Source organism: Maribacter stanieri, assembly GCF_900112245.1.
GTDB classification, from domain to species: domain Bacteria; phylum Bacteroidota; class Bacteroidia; order Flavobacteriales; family Flavobacteriaceae; genus Maribacter; species Maribacter stanieri.
Genome location: NZ_FOYX01000003.1, coordinates 485,589 through 508,750, shown reverse-complemented (window position 1 = coordinate 508,750; position 23,162 = coordinate 485,589). Strand labels below are relative to the sequence as shown.

Sequence of the window (23,162 nt, the reverse complement as noted above, 5' to 3'; positions counted from 1 at the left end):
AACTAAAACTTTTTAAACTGATTGAAAGAACAAATTGACATATTAGAAAATGAAATACTTGAAAAATATCCTAATGTTTTGGATGTTCTTTTACGAGACCATACAACACAACAAAATATTTTATGGGCTACTAAGAATTATAGTGAGTTAGGTAAATTGTATAAATACAAATCAGAAATTATTCCTGAGTCTATTACAGGTGACAATGGAAATGTAATAATGCCAAGAGTACAAAAGGATAAAATCTTGCAACAATCAAGAGCAAGAAATATGGCTGAAGTATTTACCCCATCGTGGATTTGTAATGCACAAAATAATCTCATTGATAATTCTTGGTTCGACAAAGAGAACGTCTTTAATAGAGAAATAGAGCTTGAAAATGGTAATTGGATTTGGGAACTTAATTCACAAAAAATTGATTTTCCAAAAAATAAAACATGGAAAGATTATGTGCGAGATAAACGTCTTGAAATTGCTTGTGGCGAAGCGCCGTATATAACAAGTCGTTACGATACAACTACAGGAGACTTTATTCCCGTAAGGGAAAGAATAGGAATACTAGATCGTAAACTTAGAGTAATTAATGAGAATGTAAATACATCCGGTGAATGGTTAAAGGCGGCACAAACTGCATTTATGTCAACTTATGCTTATGAATGGCAAGGAGATAGTTTGTTGTTAGCAAGAGAAGCAATGTTATTTACATTTATTGAAAACTATACGCTGAAATTTGGTAAAGAGCCATTGTTGAAGTCAATAAAATATATAGCATATATAATATCTTGGAATGTTTGGCAAATGGATGGCATAAAAGGAGTAATTCCTGATTCTTGCCAACCAAATTGTACTACTACCGAAATTCTTTTTGGTATTGAAGAAATTAAATGCATCCCTTGTGCTGGTTGTGACAAGAATAATATTAAAAAACATAATGGTACATACTGCATTGTAAAAGACTGGTCAAATAAAGATAAACTAACAGGACGTAAAGGCAAGAAGATTAGATTTATAGACTTATTAAACAATTAAGATTAATGAAATTTACATCATCTCTAAAACCAAAGTTAATTTATGTATTTCGCATTAATGATACTGCTCATTTAGGCTGTTTAAAAGTTGGGGAAGCTACAGTTGATACTGATGATTTATTTGGGCTACAACCAAACTCTAAAATTCTAAACCAAGCAGCAAAGGCAAGAATTAACCAATATACCCAAACAGCTGGTATTGCTTATGAATTACTTTATACAGAATCTACGATATTTGTAAATAATAAAATAATACAATCTTTTTCTGATTCAGAAGTTCACAACGTTTTAATAAGGTCTGGAATTAAAAGAAAAGTCTTTGATACAGAAAACAAAGCGAATGAATGGTTTATAGCCGATTTAGAAACTGTAAAAAAAGCTATTACAGCTGTTAAACAGGGTAAGTCTTCTCTAAATCCAAGTGAAATATCTAAAAATCAAAGCCCAATAGTTTTTAGACCTGAACAACAAGATGCTATTGCAAAAACTAAAAAGCAATTCAAAAAGAGTAATGAAATGCTTTGGTTTGCTAAAATGCGTTTTGGGAAAACACTTTCTGCACTTCAAGTAATTAGAGAACACGATTTTAAAAGAACTTTAATACTAACACATAGACCTGTAGTTGATGCTGGTTGGTTTGAGGATTTTAGTAAAATATTTTATGATAAAGAGTATTATCATTATGGCTCTAAAAATAAAGGTGGTGAATTTCTGGTATTAGAAAATCGAAGTAATAAGGAGGACATTCATTACATCTATTTTGCTTCCATACAAGATTTGAGAGGCTCTGAATTAGTAGGCGGTAATTTTGATAAAAATGATGAGATTTTTAATGCAGCTTGGGATTTTATTATCGTAGATGAAGCTCACGAGGGAACACAAACAGAACTTGGTAGAAATGTTTTAAATGGGCTTAGAAATAATAATCCAAAAATTCTTCACTTATCAGGGACACCATTTAATTTAATTGATGATTATAAGGAAGAGGAAATCTACACTTGGGATTATGTAATGGAGCAAAAGGCAAAAGCCGAATGGGACGAAATACATTTTGGAGACCCTAATCCTTATGCATCATTACCTAAGATGAATATTTACACCTACGATTTAGGGAAACTTATTAATGATTTTGTCGATGAAGATGTTGCCTTCAATTTTAAAGAGTTTTTTAGAGTTGATGAAACAGACGACTTTATACATAAAAAAGACGTAGAGAAATTTCTAAATCTTATTTGTAAAGGTGATTCAGAAAGTAACTACCCTTTCGCTACAGAGGAATATAGAGATAACTTTAGACATTCTTTATGGATGGTTCCTGGTGTTAAAGAAGCTCGTGCTTTAAGTGCCTTATTAAAATCGCACCCAGTTTTTAGTCACTTCAATATTGTCAATGTTGCTGGAGATGGAGATGAGGAAGAAGCTAACGAAGAAGCACTTAAAAAAGTTGAAAATGCTATAACCGATAAACCACAAGATACATACACAATAACCTTATCCTGTGGTCGTCTAACAACGGGTGTTTCTGTAAAGGCGTGGACAGCTGTTTTTATGTTATCCGGTTCTCACAATACGTCTGCTTCAAGTTATATGCAAACTATTTTTAGAGTGCAAACACCTGCAACCATTAATGGTAAGGTTAAGGAAGAATGTTTTGTATTCGACTTTGCACCGGATAGAACACTTAAAGTTATTGCTGAAACTGCTAAAATGTCTGCCAAGGCAGGTAAAACAACAGACCAAGACCGTAAAATAATGGGCGAGTTCCTCAATTTTTGTCCTATTATTTCTGCTGATGGTACTCAAATGAAAGAGTATAACGTCAATACAATGCTTGAACAACTTAAAAAAGTATATATAGAGCGTGTAGTAAGTAATGGTTTTGAAGACTCACACTTATACAATAACGACCAGTTAATGAAACTGGAGTCTGTAGAATTAGAAGAATTTGATGGACTTAAAAAGATTATTGGTAGCACAAAGGCAATGCCTAAAACAAGTGAGATAGATGTAAATAAACAAGGTTTTACAGATGAAGAACACGAAAAATTAGAAGCTGCCAAGAAAAAGAAAAAAGAAGACCTAACTGAAGAGGATAAAAGACTTTTAGACGAACGAAAAGAGAAAAAGAAAAATAGAGATACAGCGGTTTCTATTCTTAGAGGTATTTCTATTCGTATGCCACTTCTAATTTATGGCGCAGATATTAAGAATGAAGAAAAGGAATTAACTATTGATAATTTTGCTGACTTAGTTGACGACCAATCTTGGGAAGAGTTTATGCCTAAAGGTGTAACAAAAGCTACATTTAAAAAATTCAAGAAATACTATGAGCCAGACGTATTTAGAGCAGCAGGAAAACGCATACGTGCGCTATCAAGAGCAACAGATAGTTTAACTATAGATGAGCGTATAGAACGCATTACAGCAATATTTGGGAAATTTAAAAACCCTGATAAAGAAACCGTATTAACACCTTGGAGAGTAGTTAATATGCATATAGGTAATTGTCTTGGTGGTTATGTGTTTTTTGATGAGAAATTTGAAAATACAACACTTGAACCTCGCTATATAAAACAAGATAAAGTAACAGAAGAGGTATACAACACAGATAGTTATATCCTTGAAATCAATTCAAAATCAGGTTTGTATCCATTATTTATGGCTTATAGTGTATATAGAAATGCAATAAAAACAGCCTATCCTGAAAAAGAATATAATGAGCTAACGGTAAAAGAACAGCATAAAATTTGGGATAAAGTAGTAGCAAATAATGTTTATGTACTGTGTAAAACACCAATGGCAAAAAGTATTACTAAACGCACTTTGGTAGGCTTCAGAGATGTAGCAGTTAATACACGTTACTTTGAAGATTTAGTGCATCAAATAACCGATAGACCTGATAAATTCATAGAAAAAATTAGAAAAGGAAAAACCTATAGGAAAGCAAATAACAATAACGATATGAAATTTAATGCAATAGTTGGCAATCCACCGTATCAAGTAATGGATGGTGGTAATAGCGTAAGCGCAAAACCAGTATATCATCACTTTGTAGACATCGCAAAAAGTATTAAACCTGATTATGTTTCTTTAATTATGCCAGCAAGATGGTATGCAGGTGGTAAAGGTTTAGATACCTTTAGAGAAACAATGCTTAATGATAAAAGTATTTCTAAGTTATTTGATTATCCTAATTCTAACGACTGCTTTACAAATGTAGATATTGCAGGTGGTTTGTGTTATTTCCTTTGGGATAAAGAATACAATGGAAAAACCCAAATAACAAATTATATAAATGGTGAGTTAAGCACAGATATAAGAGAATTAGATGCATTTGATATTTTAATTAGAGACAATAAAGCAATTCCTATTTTAAAGAAAGTACAAAAACTAAACACATCAAATAAAACATTAGATAATCTTATTTCTACTTCAAGACCATTTGGGATTCGAGGCTTTTATAAGCCTAAAAAACAAGGGTTACCTTGCTATTTTACTCAACGAATAGGTTTAAAATTCGCTTCTGAAAAAGATATAACTGACAAGTTCAACTATTTAGACAAATGGAAATTTTTAATTCCAAAATCACCAATTGCAGGTCAAACAGATTTTACTAAACCTGTTGGTTTTTATTATGATGGTAATACTCGGATAGCAAAACCTGGAGAATGTTGTACTGAGACATACTTAGTTGCTTTTTCATCAGATTCTGAAGAAGAAATTAAATCTTTTAAATCTTATCTATTTACAAAAGTGGCTAGGTTCTTATTATTGCAAAGAGTGGTTTCTCAAGATGTAACAAGAAAGTGTTTTGCTTTTATTCCTGATTTAGAAAAATACGAGGGTACATATACAGATAAACAATTATGTAAACTTTGGGACATCACGAACGAAGAATGGAAGCATATAGAAAGTAGAGTTAGAGATATTAGTTGATTTTATTATATGTTATATCAAGAAAATAGATGATTCCTTTTATTGGTTTTAAACACACCTAAATTATGAATAGAAAGCATTATGTTATTTATTTCGAAAATGAAATATTAATAGAAACAACGCCAAAAGATTGGGCAAGAGAACATCCTGAAGATTTTCCAAAATTTAACTTTGAACAAGAAATGCCAACTACAGACGTAATTTCTGCTCACTTAATTAAGAAATTTGGTTTTACAAGAATTGAAAGTGAAAACAGGGTAGTTACAATACAACTTTAAGTTTTGAAGAAATGAAAGCAAGCGAACTACCAATCATAAATTTTTTACAAGCTCCTAATGTTCAATTTGTAATACCTGTATATCAACGTAATTACGATTGGACAAATAATGAATGTAAAGAACTATTAAATGATATAATAGCTGTAGAAACAGCAGATAGAGGCACACATTTTATTGGTAGTATTGTTTTTGTTTATGATGGTGCATACAGTACAAGTGAGGTTAAAGAGTTAGTAATAATAGATGGGCAACAACGCCTTACAACTATTAACATTTTATATGTAGCATTATATCGTTTTGCAAAAGATAACGATATGCAACAAGAAGCAGATATGTTGTTGAATATGTTTTTAACCAACCAATATGTACAGCAAGAATCAAGTAAGTTAAAACTAAAGCAAACAGATACAAATTCATTAGCTTTTAAAGCTATAATGAATGGAACAGAGAATGAATTTAACCACTACTCCAATGTTATAGAAAACTTCAACTATTTTAAAAGTATTATAACTCAAGAAAATTTTAATACTATTCTAAATGGTCTTAAACGTTTGATATTTGTTGAAATATCTTTAGAAAGAGGAAAAGACGATCCACAACGTATATTTGAAAGTTTAAATTCTACAGGTTTAGATTTATCACAATCCGATTTAATTAGAAACTATATTTTAATGGATTTAGATCCTAAAAATCAAAATAAAGTATTCGAGCAAATATGGAATCCTATTGAAGAAAACGCAAGAGACTTAATTAAGCAAAAATCTTTAGTGTCCTCTTATATTAGAGATTATCTAACTTTACGTAATAAAAAGATACCTAATAAAAGTAAAGTATATATAGAGTTTAAAAAACTATACACTATTAAGGATGAAGCATACCATCAAGAGTTAGAAAACATTAAATCACTTTCAACACACTACAAGAAATTTATAAATCCATCTACAGTTCAAGATAATAATGTTAGAAAAGAATTAGAATATATATCAAGGCTTGAGATTAATGTAGCCTTTCCTTTTCTTTTACAGGTATTTGAAGATGCAGAAAATGGTCTAATAACAAATAATGATTTAAATAAGGTTCTAAAGTTAATACAATCTTATACTTGGCGAAGATTTGTTGTAGGTCTACCTACCAATGCTTTAAACAAAATTTTTATGACCTTATATTCTGAAGTGGATACTGAAGATTATTTTGACTCTATTGCATTAGCATTAATAAAGAAAAGAGGAAGTGCTAAATTCCCAACAAATGAAGATTTAAAGTCAGCTTTAAAGGATAAAGACTTATACAATATTCAATCTAAAAACAGAAACTATATGTTTGAGTTGTTGGAGAATTTTAACAACAGAGAATATGTAAATACTTCAAATGAAGATATAACTATTGAACATATTTTTCCTCAAACTCCAAATGAAGATTGGAATGAAAGCATAACACCTGATGATTATTTTCAGTTTAAAGAAAAGTATGTAAACACTATTGCTAATTTAACTTTATCAGGTAATAATGGAGCTTTAAGTAATAAGTCTTTTCCAGATAAAAAGATGATGAATCGACAATGTGGTGAACAAGGTTATAGTTTTAGTCGTCTTTGGCTTAACGATTATCTTAAAACCATTAATAATTGGGATATTGAAAACTACAATGAAAGGTTTGATTTAATTTACGGTCGTTTTCTTAAAATATGGGAATACCCAGACGTAGAAATACCTGTTTCTGATAATACAGAAGAACAAAATCTATACAATGCTGAATCTCCAACACATAAAAAATTAGAGTACTTTATTTTTGAAAACACTAAAGTAGATGAAGATGTTATTGCTCAAATGTATTTTTATGTCATTGAAAAATTATATGAAAAAAATCCTCAACTTTTATTAGAGGCTAAAGACATATTTAAAATAACACGTGATGCATCAGATTATAGAGCACCTCAAAAATTACAAAGCGGTTATTTTATTGAGTCAAATATAGATAGTAACTCTAAGTTTAGTACTCTTAAAAAGCTATTACCATTATTTGAGCTTGAAGATGAGTTACTAATAAAATATGCTGATAGTGATAGTGGTAATGTGCCTAATCGTTTTGGTGTACGTAAAGAATATTGGAAACAGTTACTACCTTTAATTGTACATACTGAATTGTTTTCTAATGTAAACCCAACTAAAGACCATTGGTTAAATTCCGGAGCTGGAATTAGTGGTTTAGCATATTCTTTTGTTATAACAGGCAAATATGTTAGAATAGAGTTAGGTATAACTACATCAAGTAAAGAACAGAACAAGAAATACTTTAAGAAATTATTTAACCAGAAAGAAACGATTGAAAAAGCCTTTGGTAATAAACTTGAATGGCAAGAATTAGCAGAGTATAAGATGAGTCGTATTAAATATGAGTTACAAGGGGTAAATTTATTTGATAAAGCAGATTGGGATAAAATGAATGAGTTTTTAATAGAATACTTACCAAAGTTTGAAAAAGCGTTTAAACCAGCAATTAAGAAATTGAAATAGTTGGCATATGAGTACAATTGATGAGGATAAAGAAGATGTATTAGTAGAAAACAATGCACAATTCATATACCAGCACATACGCAGTTTAGAAAATGAAATTGATAAAAATGGTAGTAGATGGTTCTGGGAGTTATTACAAAATGCAAAAGATGCTAAAGACACAAATACTATTGAGGTAACTTTAGAATATAATAATAGTGAAGTAATTTTTAAACACACAGGTAAAGAATTTACTCGAAAAGAAATACTGCATTTAATTTATCACGGCTCAACAAAAAAAGGAGACCCTACTAAAACAGGTAAGTTTGGTACTGGCTTTATGACAACACATCTACTTTCCAAAAAAGTAGATATTAAGGGGAAATTAATGGAAAATGACAAGTGTTTTGAGTTTACACTTGATAGAACCGGAAATAACAGTGATGAACTTCGTGAAACATTAGAGCAATCTTATAAAAACTTTAAGGACAATTCTGATTATCCTTATAATCCTAGTCTAGTTTACAATACTCAATTTACATATAGTATAAATCTAACACGTACTAATCTTGTAGAAAATGTAATAAATACATTAAAGTTAACAATACCGTTTGTGCTTTCTTCAAGTGAAGAAATAAGTAAATTGTTAATAGCAAATAAAGAAAATATATTCAGTATTAATCGTTTAGGAGATGTCCTTTTAAACCCAGGTTCAACAATTAAGGAGTATAAAATTAAAGTTCAGGATGAAAATATATCTATCCTCAAACTGGAATCTGTAACAGATGTTGAATTTGATTATAATACTGAGGATGGAGAAAAGAATGCGCAAGAAAAAATTAAATTATCTGTTAATGTTGAAGTAAAAGATAAAAAAGTGCTTCGTATTAATAGGAAAACACCTTGTATATATTACGATTTTCCATTAGTCACAACAGATTCATTTAAGTTTCCTGCAATTATAAACAGTTTATCTTTTAGTCCAAAAACTGAGAGAGATGGGATTTATTTAAGTGTTGCTAAAACTTATGATGTCAATAAAAATAAGGCCATATTTAAAAAGGCTTTTGACTTATTTATACAACTACTTGATGGGTTAATTGATAATGATTTTTTAAACGTACATTTCCTTTGTGAATTAAGTAAAATAAATATTCCGGAAGTAGATAATGATTGGTTTAACAATCAATTAAAGGATTTGATTGAAACGTTTTTTGAGAAGAAAGTTTTAAGTAATGATGAAGATATACCTATAGTTCTTAATACTGCTTTTATTCCAACAAATGTATCCGAAGAATTAAATGATAATTACTGGCAATTAATTAAAGTGTTATTTCCTAAACGGGTAGTTAAAAAAGAATTGCATAAAGATTGGTTGAGTATAATTAATTATTGGAATGAATTTGAATTTGATAAGTTTAAGTTTGAAATAACGTTAAGTGATGTAGCAAAAAAAATAGAAAGTGAAGGAAATTTACAAAGTTTCACAAATTCATTTTTTGATAATGACTATGATAAAGCCTATATATGGCTTAATAATTATTATTCAATTATAAAATCTATTCAACAGCCACATTTATTTGAGAATTATGCTATTATAGTTAATCAAAATGGACGTTTCGTTAAAAAAGAAGCAAATTTAAATACAGATGCTGGTATTGATGAAAATTTAAAGGATATTTTAGTACTACTAAATGAGGATATAAGAAAGAATTTAATTGACATAGAACTTTCATTTCCAAACATAACACAAAAGTCTCAAGATGATGTATTTGACCGTACACTTGCCAAAGTAATTGATATTGACCAACATTTTACAGAAGCTGAGTATAAAGCCTCAAAAGATATGTTAAGTTGGTTATTGTTTAATTCTAAAATAGATAAACTTGAGAACTTCCCTGTATCCTACGCAAATTACATAGATGGTAATAGGGGTATTTATAGGTTATCGAATAAGAATACTGTATTAGCACCAGTTGAAAATTGGGAAGATATTTTTAGAGACTACAAAGACCTTTTTAGTGATGACTTCATTCTCAATAGTGACTACAAGAATATTATAAAAGATTACACTATAGAATTAGAAGAAAATGGTTTCATATATGCTCAACCACTATATTATGAAAAACATACCTTTAATCAAGACGATTTAAAAAAGGTACTTTCTAAAAAATTAGATGATGAGTTTTGGGAACGTGAAGATGAAAATTCTACTATTATAATTCCAGAGGTTATTGTTTCCAAAATTCCATTTTTCTATTCAGAAGATAAATCTGTACTAAACAATTCAAGAAAAGCAAATAAAAGAACAAGTCAATTATTAGAGTTTATAACTGAATGTGTTTTAGTAAAGGACACAAAACTTTTTGAAGAAGTTCAACTACAAATTTATGATCAATCTGTAAGTATATATCCTTCATTTTGGGTTGCACGTATTAAAAATAATCGTTGGGTAAATACAGGGAAAGATAAATCTGAAATGGCAACATCAACTAATTTATCTGATTATTTTGAAAAAAGTCAATTATTAAGTGAAAAACTTAAAGATGAAAAAACCGCTAAATTTTTAAATATCATAGGTGTTAGTGTGGGTGATCTAACTAAAAATATCTATGCAAAAACAGATGAAGAAAAATTTGAATGGGATAAAGCATATACTTCTATTTTGTCAGCAGGTCATAACAATCAGGTTACACCAGAAGAAGTTTTAGGTATTTTTAACGACCCTGCTTTAATTGAGGAAATAAAAAAGAAAAGAATAGAGAAAACAATAGTAAAAAATAATAGGGATATTGGTTTAACCGTTGAAGATATTTTTGAGCAAGTAATAAATGAAGAATTAAGTCAATCAAATCTAAATATAAAAAAAGAAGTTGTAGGTAGAGATTTTGATATTATTGAAGCTGTTGAATTAGAAAATGACTTTATTGATGACAAAACAGGTAGAGAAAACCTATTGGTCGTAAATGACGATAAAAAGAAATACGCAATAGAATTGAAATCAACGAGAACAGATTATATTAGGATGACTAAAGCACAAGGTCAATTGTCAACTGATAAAAAAGACGCATTTGCATTATGTGTATTTAATCATAGTTTAGATTTTGAAAATTTTAGAGATGAAGATGGTAATATAAAAGAGTCTATTAAAAATGAAATAAAATCTAATGTGAGATTTGTTACCAATATTGGAGAGCTATTAACTGAAGAAGTTACTAAAGTTAAAGAATTAGATAGTCAAGTAGCAAAGACAAGAACGAGCAATAATGATATTGATGTAGATATAGAAGAAGGCCAAATAAAATATAAAGTCAAAGAAAATGTATGGTTATATGGCTTGCCTCTATCTGAATTTATAATTGTAATGAAAAAGATATTTTAAACTACTCTATGCAAAATATTACAGGTGAAACAGAGTTTGAAAATCATATACGTCAAAACATTTTAAGTGAAGTTTTGGCAAATAAAGAGGAGTTTAAGTTATTCAACTTTAAAAAAGCTGTGGATGTTTTAATTGCTAAAAACGGTATTAATCCTAAACTTTGTTTTATTGAAATTAAATTCCATAAAAAAAATCACGGCAGGTTAGGTTTCGGTCAAGGTAAAGGAGCAGGTTTTCAACCAGAAGTCTTAAAAGACAAAACTACCTATTTTGAAGAAAATATGCGTTGGATATTAGGTCACGAAGACAGTGAACAGTATTGGTTTGTGGATAATAATTCAATAAGACAATACCTAAATGGTGATAAAGTGGATGAAAAATATAATGGTATTAAAATTAAGTTTTTTAGAGAAGTACAATCTATTTCTAAAGTAGAATTAATTACAAAACTATCTGTTTGGTTGTTATCATAAGTCCCCAAAATCCAAACTGATTAACTTTGAGAGATTTGGAGTGAAACAAGAAGTCGCAAAATTTAACTCTTTTAACCAATACTCCATGAAACAGGTAATGTAAGGGCTTTATTTTAGATGTTCTTGCAAATTACACTACTTTAAAAAGCTATTACGAAATAGAAAAGTCGATTGAAGAAAATCCTCTTTTTGATAATATGAAAGCGCAAAAAAAATTGCGTGCATTTGTTGAACAACACCAACAAACCATAAATACCAAAGCCGAAATTATCTTAGACCATTTTATACCAAAAGTTGTGAATACCAAAAAACTTAAGGGCAAAGCAAAGGCAATGGTCATTACCCAAAGTATAGAATCTGCCATAAGATATTTTAAAGCCTTACAGCGCATTTTAATGGATAAGGGCAACCCTTTTAAAATTGCCATTGCCTTTTCTGGAACCAAAATGGTAGATGGTATAGAATATACCGAAGCAGAAATGAACGGTTTTTCAGAGAAAGATACCAAGGAGAAATTTGATGAGGACGAGTATAGAATTTTGGTAGTTGCCAATAAATATCTAACCGGTTTTGACCAACCAAAATTGAGCGCAATGTACGTAGACAAAAAGCTACAAGGTGTACTTGCTGTTCAAGCATTATCACGTTTAAATAGGTCAGCTAACAAATTAGGCAAGAAAACAGAAGATTTGTTCGTGCTTGATTTCTTTAACTCGACCGATGATATTAAAAACTCTTTTGACCCCTTTTATACCGCAACCTCGTTAAGCGGTGCTACCGATGTAAATGTACTGCATGAACTAAAAGATGTCTTAGATGATGTAGGTGTTTATGAATGGGAGGAAGTAGAAGAATTTAATGAAAAGTTCTTTAATAAAGTAGATGCACAAGAATTAAGTCCATTAACAGAACGTGCAGCAGAACGCTTTATACATGAGTTGGAACTAGAAGATGACGACAAGGCAGATTTTAAAATCAAAGCCAAACAATTCGTTAAAATATACGGTCAAATGGCTGCCATTATGCCTTACCAAATTGTAGATTGGGAAAAACTATTTTGGTTTCTTAAATTCTTGATTCCGAAACTTCCAATTAAAAATCAAGACATAGACACGCTTGATGAGCTGTTAGAGTCCGTAGATCTATCTACATATGGCTTAGAGCGTGTTCGTTTGAACGAATCAATAGGATTAGATGACTCAGAAAGTTCTGTAGACCCACAAAACCCTAACCCAAGAGGAGCACATGGTCAAGATGAAGATAAGGATCCATTAGATTTAATTATACAGAGTTTTAACGAGCGTTGGTTTGATAGTTTTGGCGAAACAGCAGAAGAAAGAAAACTAAAATTAATAAGTTATAATAAATCTATTCAGGCACACCCTGACTTTGAAACCAAGTTGGTTAATAATATTGACAATCAGAATAGTGACTTAGCTCTAAAAAAAATTATAGACGAAGTTATGAGTTCTAAACGGAAACAGGAATTAGAGGTTTATAAATTATACGCTAAAGATGAAACTTTCTATAGAGCATTCTTTGATACTATGAAGCGTATGTCTAGTTTGAAATAATGAATAAATTGAATCTGACACAGCAAATAATTTTAACTACAAATTCAACGTAAACCCAAAGCTAACATTAGAAGCACGATTATCTTCTAAGGCTGAATTAAAATTAATTACGGAGTAATTATACAACGCTGAAAAACTTATTCTTTTAGTCAATGGCATTTCAGCTTTAAATTGACTTAAAATTCTATGATTACCTATGTTGTCGTACAACGGTTGAAAATAGAGTGTACCAGAAATATCAAGTCTATACTTTTTAAAGGATTGGTTTAACGAAATATAACTACTATTTCTATGGTTATAGAATTTTTGGTCACTGTCATCTACCGACTCAATTTCGTAAATATAAGAGTTACCAAAATAAGCAAGCGTTCCATTTTTATCTAGAATCTTTAATCGCAAACCAACACCTAATAAGTTCCTTTCAGATATGGTGAGCTTCTGGTTATTCTGGTTTTGTAAAAAAGCTTCAAACCGAATTAACTCTGATAATTTCTGATTAAACCGAGCGTGTAAGAAATAAGAATTCTGAAAATCTTCATCTTTAGAACGAATCAGATTTACATTCCCCAATAAAAAATAAATACTCTTTAGATTCTTCGACTTAAACTGGGTAGTTAGGTTAGAACCTATTTGAAGAATATATTCTCCGTTGTTATCTGTATAATTAAAAAGCAAATCACTATTAAGAACAAACCTGATAGAATCCGTGTGCATTCTTTTAGATTCTATATTCACCAGTTGCGCTTCTGCAGCGTATCCACAGAATGCTAGTAAAATGTAAAATATAGGTTTAAATTTATTCAAGGTAAATTTCATGACAAATGATATGAACTATTTCAGCAAAACTATTGCTTAAATTAATCTCAGAAAAGTTTTAATACGGTTTACTAAATCAAGGGTAGGCACTTACCCTTAAGCTACCCTAAATAATTAATACATAAAAAACTAAATATCAACTAATTACATTTTACCACATTAATCCTCCCACATTACTTACCCTATCTCCTACCCTAAAATTAACCCTTAACAACCATCACTAACCCTAGCACTTACCCTAGCACTTACCCTAAAGTTACCATCGCCTACCCGACTACCCACCCTAAATAACCATTGCCTACCCGAGTGCCTACCCTAAATCACCATTGCCTACCCGAATACCTACCCAGTTACCTACCCTTGCCTACCCGTACCAATTACAAATACATTAATCACTGATTAAAATTCCTTCTAAATCCCACAAAAGAGGTAACAAGAAATAAATAATTAAACTAATAATTACAATTGAAATTATGTTCATCAAAAAACCTGAACGAATCATATCTGGTATTCGTAAATAACCTGATCCAAATACAATTGCATTAGGTGGTGTAGCAACTGGTAACATAAAAGCACAAGATGCTGCTGTAGTACAAGCTATTAAAAGTAAAAAAGGATTAACATTTAGTGATAATGCTAATGGAGCCATTACCGGAAGCATCATTGCGGTAGTCGCTAGGTTGGAAGTTATCTCGGTAAGAAAATTGACACATGTAATAATCAACAGTAAAAGAATTAATAGTGGTAAACCTTCAAAAAACATCATTTTTGAACCTAGAAAAGTAGCTAAACCTGTTTCTTCAAAACCTTTTGCTACCGCCATACCGCCACCAAATAGTAGAATTATTCCCCATGGAATACGAACGGCCTCATTCCATATTAATAAAGCTCTATTTTTTGAAACTGCCGGTAAAATAAATAATATCACGGCAGACCCAATCGCTATTATAGTATCATCCATATTAGGTATGAAACGTTGCAATAGAAAAGAACGAGTTATCCAGCAAAATGCGGTGAGCACAAAAACTGCCAACACCCTTTGTTCTTCAGGTTTCATAGGTCCGAGTTCTTTAATTAACCTATTAATTTCTGCTTTTCCGCCTGGAAACGATTTTTCTTTTTGTGGGTAAGCAAATCTAGTTAGGTAGTACCAAGACAACATTAATAACACTGTAGCAAGAGGCAACCCGAATTGCATCCATTGCCAAAAACTAATATCTATACCATATGTTTTTTGAACGAACCCAGCAAAAACCAAATTAGGTGGAGTACCAATTAAAGTAGCTATCCCCCCAATTGAAGCTGCATATGCAATTGAAAGCATTAATAGCTTACTAAATGAATCTTTGCTCTGGTTTTCTTTAGATTGATTTTTGCGAAATTGTGTAATAATAGAAACTGCCATAGGCAATATCATTACCGTAGTAGCTGTATTCGATATCCACATAGACAAAAAAGCCGTTGCTACCATAAAACCCAAAACAATCGTATAAATATTGGTGCCAATAATTTTTATAATATGCAGGGCTATTCTTTTGTGCAATCCCCATTTTTCAATTGCTACGGCTAGCATAAAACCACCCATAAATAAGAAGACATATTTATGACCATAACTAGCAGTAGTCTCCCCTAATGAGATCGTACCTAATAATGGAAATAGTATTATTGGCAACAATGCTGTTACTGCAATCGGTAAAACTTCTAATACCCACCAAATACCAACCCAAACTGTAGCTGCTAGAATATCTCGACCTTGGTCAGATAACCCATCACCCTCAAAATATAAATGTATGAGTACAAAAAATAATGGACCAAGTATAAGTCCAATTCTTTTGGTTAGTGTCATTTAAGCTGAATTCAAATTAATACTATAAAAAAAGGAGCAGCTACAAAAAATGCAAACTGCCCCCTAACCAATTCAAAATTGTTACTCCATATTCTCTTGCTCCATTGCGTATAGCAAATAAGGAATATTATAAGCATGTGTCCATCCAAAAACTCGCAGGCCTTGATTTGTTTGCCAATTGGTGAATTTCTTTTTACTGTTTGGCAGATTAGAAATTTCTAACAAATCAGCACTATACTCTTTTGTATTATCATATTCATCAGATGATTTTTTCAACTCACCTATCTTCAAATATTCAGCCCGTGCCAATGCCTCGTCTAAATACCCTTTTTCTCCACTAATTTCATATCCAAGAACCAATGGATAAATAGTTGCCAAATAAGATTCCATTTCATGATTCAATGGTGGTACATCTCTAACCCATCTAGCATGCTCTAACAACGCTTTTCTAACTTTTTCATCACCCGTTATTTGCTGGTATTTATATAAACCTTGGGCAACATATGTTTGGCTATAGCCATATCTATCTAACAACAAATTACCCCCTTGTCTTTCTTGAAACTCAAGCATTAAACTTACACGCTCATCTAATTCTTTCTTATACTTATCGAGTTTTGTGGCATCATATAATTCTACCAAATTAAGAACTGACAAATACAACCTTCTACCCCTTAAATCGTGATCTCCCCAAATTCTATTTAAATAAGTATCACCGGTCATTTTTGCAACTTCTAGTGCTCTGTGATCTGCAGAAATATAATATGAGGCAATCCAACCTTGGATCCAAACATGAGCACTTAATAATGCATACCAGTGTTCATTTGCATGTCTTCTACCAATACCTAAATATGGGGTAGATTCTGGTTCTTTTTGAAAATTCCAAAAATCTATTGCATCATTAATTTCACCATAGTAGGTTCTTTTTTTAGGCCAATGAACATTATCTACATCCATTGTATGCCTACTCATCGATTGTGCAAGATTGAAGTATTTTGGATCACCCGTTCTCATAAAGTTAGTCCAAAACATAAAATCTACAGTGGGTTCATTATTTGTCCATTGTACCCAGCGATCATTGAAAAAATAACTTTTGCCATCACCATAATTAAACATACCATACCATGGTTCATGCTTTTGGTTATAAGCCCACCAATCATATCTATATTGCAAAGCATTTTCAAATTCAGGATGTTTGGTAGACTTAGGTGCCATATTACCATAAACTTTTGAATTTGTGTACCATTCTGGGGATGCATGTGCCACAGGACTATCTAAAACATAGTCCATTTTCTGACCCACTTCGTCTGTGTCTACATTATCATGAAAATAATAAATAAATTCAGTTGTCTTAGTAATACCTTGAGCAAAATTGGCCAACATACCACCATCAGGTTCTGTGTTATGTCTAGCGAAATTCATTGGTCCGTTTTCTAACGGCCAAATACTACCAGTTAAAGACTTTGTAATAGGATCAACTTGAACTCCTTTTGGATATTCTTTTAGGAAATTTTTGATACCAACACCAACACCTCGTTTTGTATCTGCTATATTAATCCAACCTTTTGCTCTTTGACTTTTAGCGATATTTTCATCACCGTCAGAAATAGTTGCCTCAAAATTAAAATCTTTCTTTTCTTCTTCATTTCCATCCTTTTTAAATCCGTTGACATACAAGCTTCTTAAACTTGTACTTTTAACTCTTTCAGGACCTTGTTGTAATAATCTTACAACGTTATTATCATTTGATTTTATTTCTTGCAAACTCAGTTTAGCATCATCATCTTGCCAACTACCTTCCATCATAGGAATAGAAATATTCACGTTATCGCTTAAGTGATATTTTAATTGAATACCACTTGCCGCTATTTCATCGTTAGGTTGTGTCCACCCAATATCTTCTACAGTATCTTCTGATAGAATATTTTCATCCTGAGTTGCAATATTGTAATGTTCGCCCTCTACAATTTTATGTTTATCAGGTATACCGGTATAGGTTAATGTGTGTAGTACTTTTACATAGCTTTTACCTGCATATACATGCAACCACATTGTAAAAGGTGAAATATTATTATCTTTTCTACTATACGTATAAGTACCTTCAATTCTAAAAATATTATGCATTGGTCCAGAACCCTTCTCCCTAAATACTTCGTGAATTACGGCTTTTGATTTATCAATACCTGCATCATCTAAAATATCTAAAAAAGACCCCCTATTTTCACCTTGAGAAGAACCTATAAGTTCCGTTTCCTCAAATTCACCATTGCCATTAGAATCTAAAAAAACTTCATCTAGAAATCCATTACCCATTTTGTGTATGGCAAAAGAAAGAGGACCTGTATTCACATCGATTCCCCCTTGTGGCCTCATATTATTTGTGGATACAATTTTTTCTTTAGACCTAATAGGTATAATATTATCTCCGTATTCTAAAGTATACTCGGTTCCTTCCTCAGAAAAGAAGAATACCCAAGCCCATTTTATACTATCATCTAATGGACCCCAATTAGCAACTTCTGTAGTCTGGCATGGAATCTCAACCCCATCTGAAGTCATTAAACGTAAATGATCTACAGATTTAAGTTCTCCTTTTGGAAAAGGGATTCCTAAAGTAACAGGAGCTCCTACTTTATTATTCTCAACTGTGATATTGATTTGTTTACCAATAGCAACTTCTTTATCAGAACAAGAATTCAGAAGTAATATCCCGAGTAATGTTATTATAGTTAATCTCATTTAATTAGTTATTTTATTACAGACAAAGGGCCGCAGCTCCAAGAATTGGAGAATCGACTAAATCTGAAGTTTGAATTTTTAAATTTTCAATCTGTTTTTGATATGCAAAAGATGCTAATCCGGTTTTTAATGATTCTTCAAAAAATTGAAATGAATTACTTATAGAACCCCCAAGTATTATAGCCTCTGGTGCATACATATAAAGAATAATTTTAATAGCCTCTGCTAAGTGGGTGCCATATTCCTTAAATACCTTTAAAGCATTTTCTTTTCCTTCTAATGCTTCATTATAAAGTGATAATGCCGAAGAGTTATATTCTCTTTCAAAAAAAAAGCTTCCAGTATAATGCTCAAGAATGCCATCTAAATATGGCACCATCCCTATTTCACCGGCACCACAAAGAACTCCATTATATAATTTTTCATCTATTATGATGCCCATTCCCATGCCTGTACCTAATGAAAGTGCTACACAGTTTTTAAATTCCCGTAGTTTTCCAAATTGCTTTTCCCCAATTGCAAAACAATTAGCATCATTATTAATGTAAACAGGCACATTAAATTTCTCTTCCACTAAATTCTTTAAAGCTACATTAGTCCACGATGGAATATTTTGAACATCGAATATTGTTCCTGATTCTATGTCAACCACAGCAGGAACACCTATACCGATTGCCTGTACTGAATCTGTCATTAAACCCTTCAACCCTTTATAAAGATTATCTAGCGTAACTTGCTCAAGATCATCTCGATTTACTGGAATTTTACACTTCTGTAAAACCTTTCCGTTTACGATTTTTCCTATTTTTATATTAGTACCTCCTATGTCAACTCCTAAAATTTCATCTAGTAATATGCTCATTTGTCTTTCTTTAGACTTATAGTTTTGTTATTGACCAATGGCTTAGCCCAAAAACCTATTGACAAAATAAAACCTAGTGGAATAATTAAAAAGAACATACCAGATTTGAGTGTCATTAATTCTCCTAACCCTCCAACTATAAATGGAATTACCGCACCACCTGCTATACCAGTACACAAAATTCCAGATAATGAACCATGATGCTCCTTCACAGAATTTAATGCTAAGGAAAAAATAACGGAATACATTACAGATATAAAGAATCCTATTAATGGGAATCCTATCAATGCCATTTCTTTTGACCCAGTTAATGAAAAGATTAAAGCAAGAATAGTAATCGTAGTAGCTGAAATTAGAATTTTTCGACTATCAAAGAATTTTAAAAGTAATAAGCCGAGTAAACAACCTATGGTTAGCATAGCCCAAAAATAGGATACGGTATCTGCACCAATTGTTTGTGGATTTAAATCATGATATTGGTATAAGAATTGTGAAATCCAATTACCAACTCCCTGCTCAGCACCTACGTAACAGAATATTCCCAAAAAATATAAAATGGTCCATTTATTTTTTAGCAAATCCAAATAAGAACTTTTATTCCCAGCTTTTTCATCTTCATTTTTATCGAATTTTGGATATTTATTTAAGAAAACATAAATAAATAGAACAAATGCGATTAAGGCAAAAACGATATATAACGAAGCCCATGGTAAATTAACAGGCACCCATCCACGTAAAGTTTCTGCTAGTGCGTCGTTACTATTACCTTCAGTATTGACTAAATACTTATAGAGGTATGGACTAAGAAAAGATGCTGCCCCAAAAACCAGTTGAGCAAGTACAGAATTAAAAGCGAAATGCTCTTCACCACCTGCAACTCTTAACATTGGGTTAATAATTACTTGTAGTACTGCCATACAACAACCAAGGGTAAAAAGGGTTATGCTAAACACTCCATAACTAGGAAATATAGCAAAACCCAAAGAGGCAAGCCCCATCACCAAAAATGATATCGACAATAATGATTTTTCACTATACTTTTCTGAAAGAAATCCTGCTGGTATAGACATTATACCATATGCAATAAAGAAAGTAAAAGGTAAAAAACCTGTAGATGTAAGACTTAAATCAAAACTATCTTTTACATCTACTATTATTGAATTTAGAATATTGGTAATGAATGATATTACAAAGAATACAAGCATTACTAACCCTATTATGTGATAATATCTTTTGGTGGTAGGCTTACTTTTCTCCATGGAAGGTTGGTTATTTTATTTATTTAGTAGTTATTTACTTCCTAACATTGGAAACATTTCTTTTATCTCCGCATCGGTTGGCTGCTTACCATATTCGCAAATTTCAAAAAACTCAACTTGCTTAACCTTTGAAACATCTACATTTGGATACCACTTCTTTACAGTTTCTAAAGTAGCCGCATCTGGTTTTCTATTCATCCACTTATCTTTTAACCAAGCCAAGCGTTCTTTTTCACCAGTAGGTATTGTAGATAAATCTGTTCCGTTAGTCCAAGGAAGCCATTCGAACATTTGAGAATCATGCGCAGCCAAACCTTTAACCTTCGTATCTATTACTTCATCAATAATAACTGCAATATCTTTTTGAAAAGGATAAGGTTTCTTGAAATGATCACTCATATAAAGAAATACAGGATTTTTTTGTAATGGTGGTGTATCTGGAGCTACATTAGGTACAATATTCATATATGCAGCATCTTGAACCACAGATCCAGCATTTCTGTGATCTGGATGGTAATCATTTGGTCTTAGTCCTAAAACGATATCTGCATCCCAGTTTCTAATTCTTCTAATAACTTCTAACCTTACATTTAAGGTTGGAAATAATTCACCATCATGATTATCTAAAACCTCATATTCAGCTATACCTAAAGCTTTCGCTGCATCTTTTGCTTCTTGTCTACGCTTCTTTGCTAATGGTCCACCTCCCATACTTTGATGACCAGCATCTCCATTAGTAAGTGCTAAAAACTTGACATTATGTCCCATTTTTGCAAATAAAGCAGCCGTGCCACCAAACTTAGAATCACAATCATCTGGGTGTGCTCCAATCGCCAGAATGTTCAATACTTTTTTCTCTTGTGCCTGGGCTGTCATAAAGACAAGACCTAAACAAATCATGGATACAATTTTTCTCATTACATTTTTTATTTAAAATTTGACATTATTGGTCTGGTCCATCTTCTTAGAAAATGAAAAAGGATATTAATTAAGTTAAACTCACTATTTAATTATGATGTCCACAGCGAACAAGTAGGCCTTTCATGATATTGGGCAGCATCAAACAACTCAAATAATTAAACTAACAATTTTTAATTCTGCTCGAAATTTGGGTTAATATCTATTTCTCGTTGAGGGATAAAGAAAAACTCACGAGTTCCAGATATAAAAGTTTCGGCTTCTAGTATTTTATCTTGAGCATTAAATCTCTTTAAGTCTGGCCATCTATGGTTCTCAAAAGCTAGTTCCAGCCTTCTTTCATTCAATAGTTTTTCACTGAAAGAACCTGGTGTAGTACCGTCAATAGCTTCAAGACCTGCTCTTGCCCTGACTTCATTAATTAAATCATAGCTTTCGCTCGACTCTCCCAATGCTTCTGCTAACATTAACAGTACATCTGCATATCTAAAAACCACAAAATTAATATCAGAATCATTTTCAATAGCCGGGTCTGACCAATATTTTTTAACATATCTAGATTCAATAGTCTCACCCTCCAAATTAACATATGTGTCTCCCATGGAAGGAACATATCTTAGGTCGCCATCTTCATAAGCTTCCATCAAAGAAATAGTTGGTCTATTTCTAGCAAAACCAGAACCTGTTTGTAAATCAGTACTTGGAGAAAAATCATTTGTAAAAAGACTTCCTTGACCAATACCGCCGCTAATGAATTGTACTTCGAAAATGGACTCTTCATTATTCTCATTAGCTACACCCCATAAATCTGCATAATTATCAACCAATTCATAGCCATAATCTGAAACTATACGTCGCAATACGGTTACGGCTGCAGCATTATCACCCGTTGTAAGCAATACTTTTGCCAAAAGAGTAGCTGCCGCACCTTTGGTAGCCCTACCAATATCATTACCGGAATACGATACAGACAAACCTGCTTCCGCTTCTGTCAAGTCTAAAATCAATTGATTCAAAACTGTTGCCTGATCTACTTGTGTAAGCTCATCACCAGATACAAAAGGGGTTAATTGTAGCGGAATATTACCATAGGCAATTGCTAAATGATAATACATAAGAGACCTAATAAATAAAGCCTCGCCAGTAATCATACTTTTAAGACTGGCATCCATTTCAACATCTACAATTCTAGAGAGTATGACGTTGCAATTAGATATCACTTTGTAAGATTCACTCCATACAGAAGACACTTGCTCATTCAAAGCATCTTCAGTAAATGAATTTATTTCTGTGTATTGACGAGCCAAACCTGTTGCATCTGGTCCTTGATCAGTGTTATCACTTCTCATCTCAAACATTGTCCAATAACCTCTACCATAAACACCTGTGCTTTGTAAGCCAGAGTAACTAGCATTGATAGACACCTCAAAGTCAGCAGAAGTTTTATAAAAGTCTGCCTCGTTACGATTAGAAATTGGCGCGAGATCTGTGAAATCATCACTACATGCAGTAAAACAAGCAGTGAAAAGTATTATATATAGAATTCGTTTCATTTTTTTCGT

Annotated in this window: 14 protein-coding genes; 7 read left to right on the top strand and 7 right to left on the bottom strand. The window is 31.8% G+C overall.

What is annotated here, in order from left to right:
* The first annotated feature begins 21 nt into the window (after positions 1–21).
* The 7 genes from BM296_RS15920 (at position 22) to BM296_RS15890 (ending at position 13,163) form a co-directional block, all read left to right on the top strand.
* Entirely contained in the window at positions 22–1,029 is a 1,008-nt protein-coding gene (locus BM296_RS15920) for a restriction endonuclease subunit M (protein ID WP_091904429.1), read from the top strand.
* Between the two features lie 5 nt (positions 1,030–1,034).
* Positions 1,035–4,964: an Eco57I restriction-modification methylase domain-containing protein gene (locus BM296_RS15915; protein WP_091904427.1), complete on the top strand. Its 3,930-nt coding sequence runs from the start codon at positions 1,035–1,037 to the stop codon at positions 4,962–4,964.
* 65 nt (positions 4,965–5,029) lie between these two features.
* Positions 5,030–5,242 carry a hypothetical protein gene (locus BM296_RS15910; RefSeq protein WP_091904425.1) on the top strand — a complete coding sequence of 71 codons (213 nt, stop codon included), beginning with the start codon at positions 5,030–5,032 and terminating at the stop codon, positions 5,240–5,242.
* Between the two features lie 11 nt (positions 5,243–5,253).
* Positions 5,254–7,755, top strand: a complete 2,502-nt coding sequence (locus BM296_RS15905) for a DUF4268 domain-containing protein (protein WP_091904423.1) — start codon at positions 5,254–5,256, stop codon at positions 7,753–7,755.
* 7 nt (positions 7,756–7,762) lie between these two features.
* Positions 7,763–11,116 (top strand): sacsin N-terminal ATP-binding-like domain-containing protein, encoded by a 3,354-nt coding sequence (locus BM296_RS15900; RefSeq protein ID WP_091904421.1) that lies wholly within the window; start codon positions 7,763–7,765, stop codon positions 11,114–11,116.
* Between the two features lie 8 nt (positions 11,117–11,124).
* Complete coding sequence (locus BM296_RS15895) at positions 11,125–11,589, top strand: hypothetical protein (RefSeq protein WP_091904419.1); 465 nt, start codon at positions 11,125–11,127, stop codon at positions 11,587–11,589.
* A 197-nt stretch (positions 11,590–11,786) separates the two neighbouring features.
* Positions 11,787–13,163 carry a type I restriction enzyme subunit R domain-containing protein gene (locus tag BM296_RS15890; RefSeq protein ID WP_245787037.1) on the top strand — a complete coding sequence of 459 codons (1,377 nt, stop codon included), beginning with the start codon at positions 11,787–11,789 and terminating at the stop codon, positions 13,161–13,163.
* Positions 13,164–13,199: 36 nt separating this feature from the next.
* Here the strand turns inward: BM296_RS15890 and BM296_RS15885 are convergent, their stop codons facing one another.
* From BM296_RS15885 to BM296_RS15855, 7 genes are all read right to left on the bottom strand, one after another.
* Entirely contained in the window at positions 13,200–13,979 is a 780-nt protein-coding gene (locus BM296_RS15885) for a DUF481 domain-containing protein (protein WP_091904417.1), read from the bottom strand.
* 388 nt (positions 13,980–14,367) lie between these two features.
* Entirely contained in the window at positions 14,368–15,825 is a 1,458-nt protein-coding gene (locus tag BM296_RS15880) for an SLC13 family permease (RefSeq protein WP_091904415.1), read from the bottom strand.
* An 81-nt stretch (positions 15,826–15,906) separates the two neighbouring features.
* On the bottom strand, positions 15,907–18,561 hold the full coding sequence (locus BM296_RS15875; RefSeq protein ID WP_091904412.1) for an exo-rhamnogalacturonan lyase family protein: 2,655 nt from the start codon (positions 18,559–18,561) through the stop codon (positions 15,907–15,909).
* A 16-nt stretch (positions 18,562–18,577) separates the two neighbouring features.
* Positions 18,578–19,423, bottom strand: a complete 846-nt coding sequence (locus tag BM296_RS15870) for an ROK family protein (protein WP_091904410.1) — start codon at positions 19,421–19,423, stop codon at positions 18,578–18,580.
* The gene (locus BM296_RS15865; RefSeq protein ID WP_091904408.1) at positions 19,420–20,682 is read right to left on the bottom strand and encodes an MFS transporter; all 1,263 of its coding nucleotides are present in this window, start codon (positions 20,680–20,682) and stop codon (positions 19,420–19,422) included. Before BM296_RS15865 ends, BM296_RS15870 begins: the two co-directional genes overlap by 4 nt.
* A gap of 30 nt (positions 20,683–20,712) precedes the next feature.
* Complete coding sequence (locus BM296_RS15860; protein WP_091904406.1) at positions 20,713–21,600, bottom strand: PIG-L deacetylase family protein; 888 nt, start codon at positions 21,598–21,600, stop codon at positions 20,713–20,715.
* Positions 21,601–21,773: 173 nt separating this feature from the next.
* On the bottom strand, positions 21,774–23,153 hold the full coding sequence (locus tag BM296_RS15855) for a RagB/SusD family nutrient uptake outer membrane protein (RefSeq protein ID WP_091904404.1): 1,380 nt from the start codon (positions 23,151–23,153) through the stop codon (positions 21,774–21,776).
* Between the last annotated feature and the right edge of the window lie 9 nt (positions 23,154–23,162).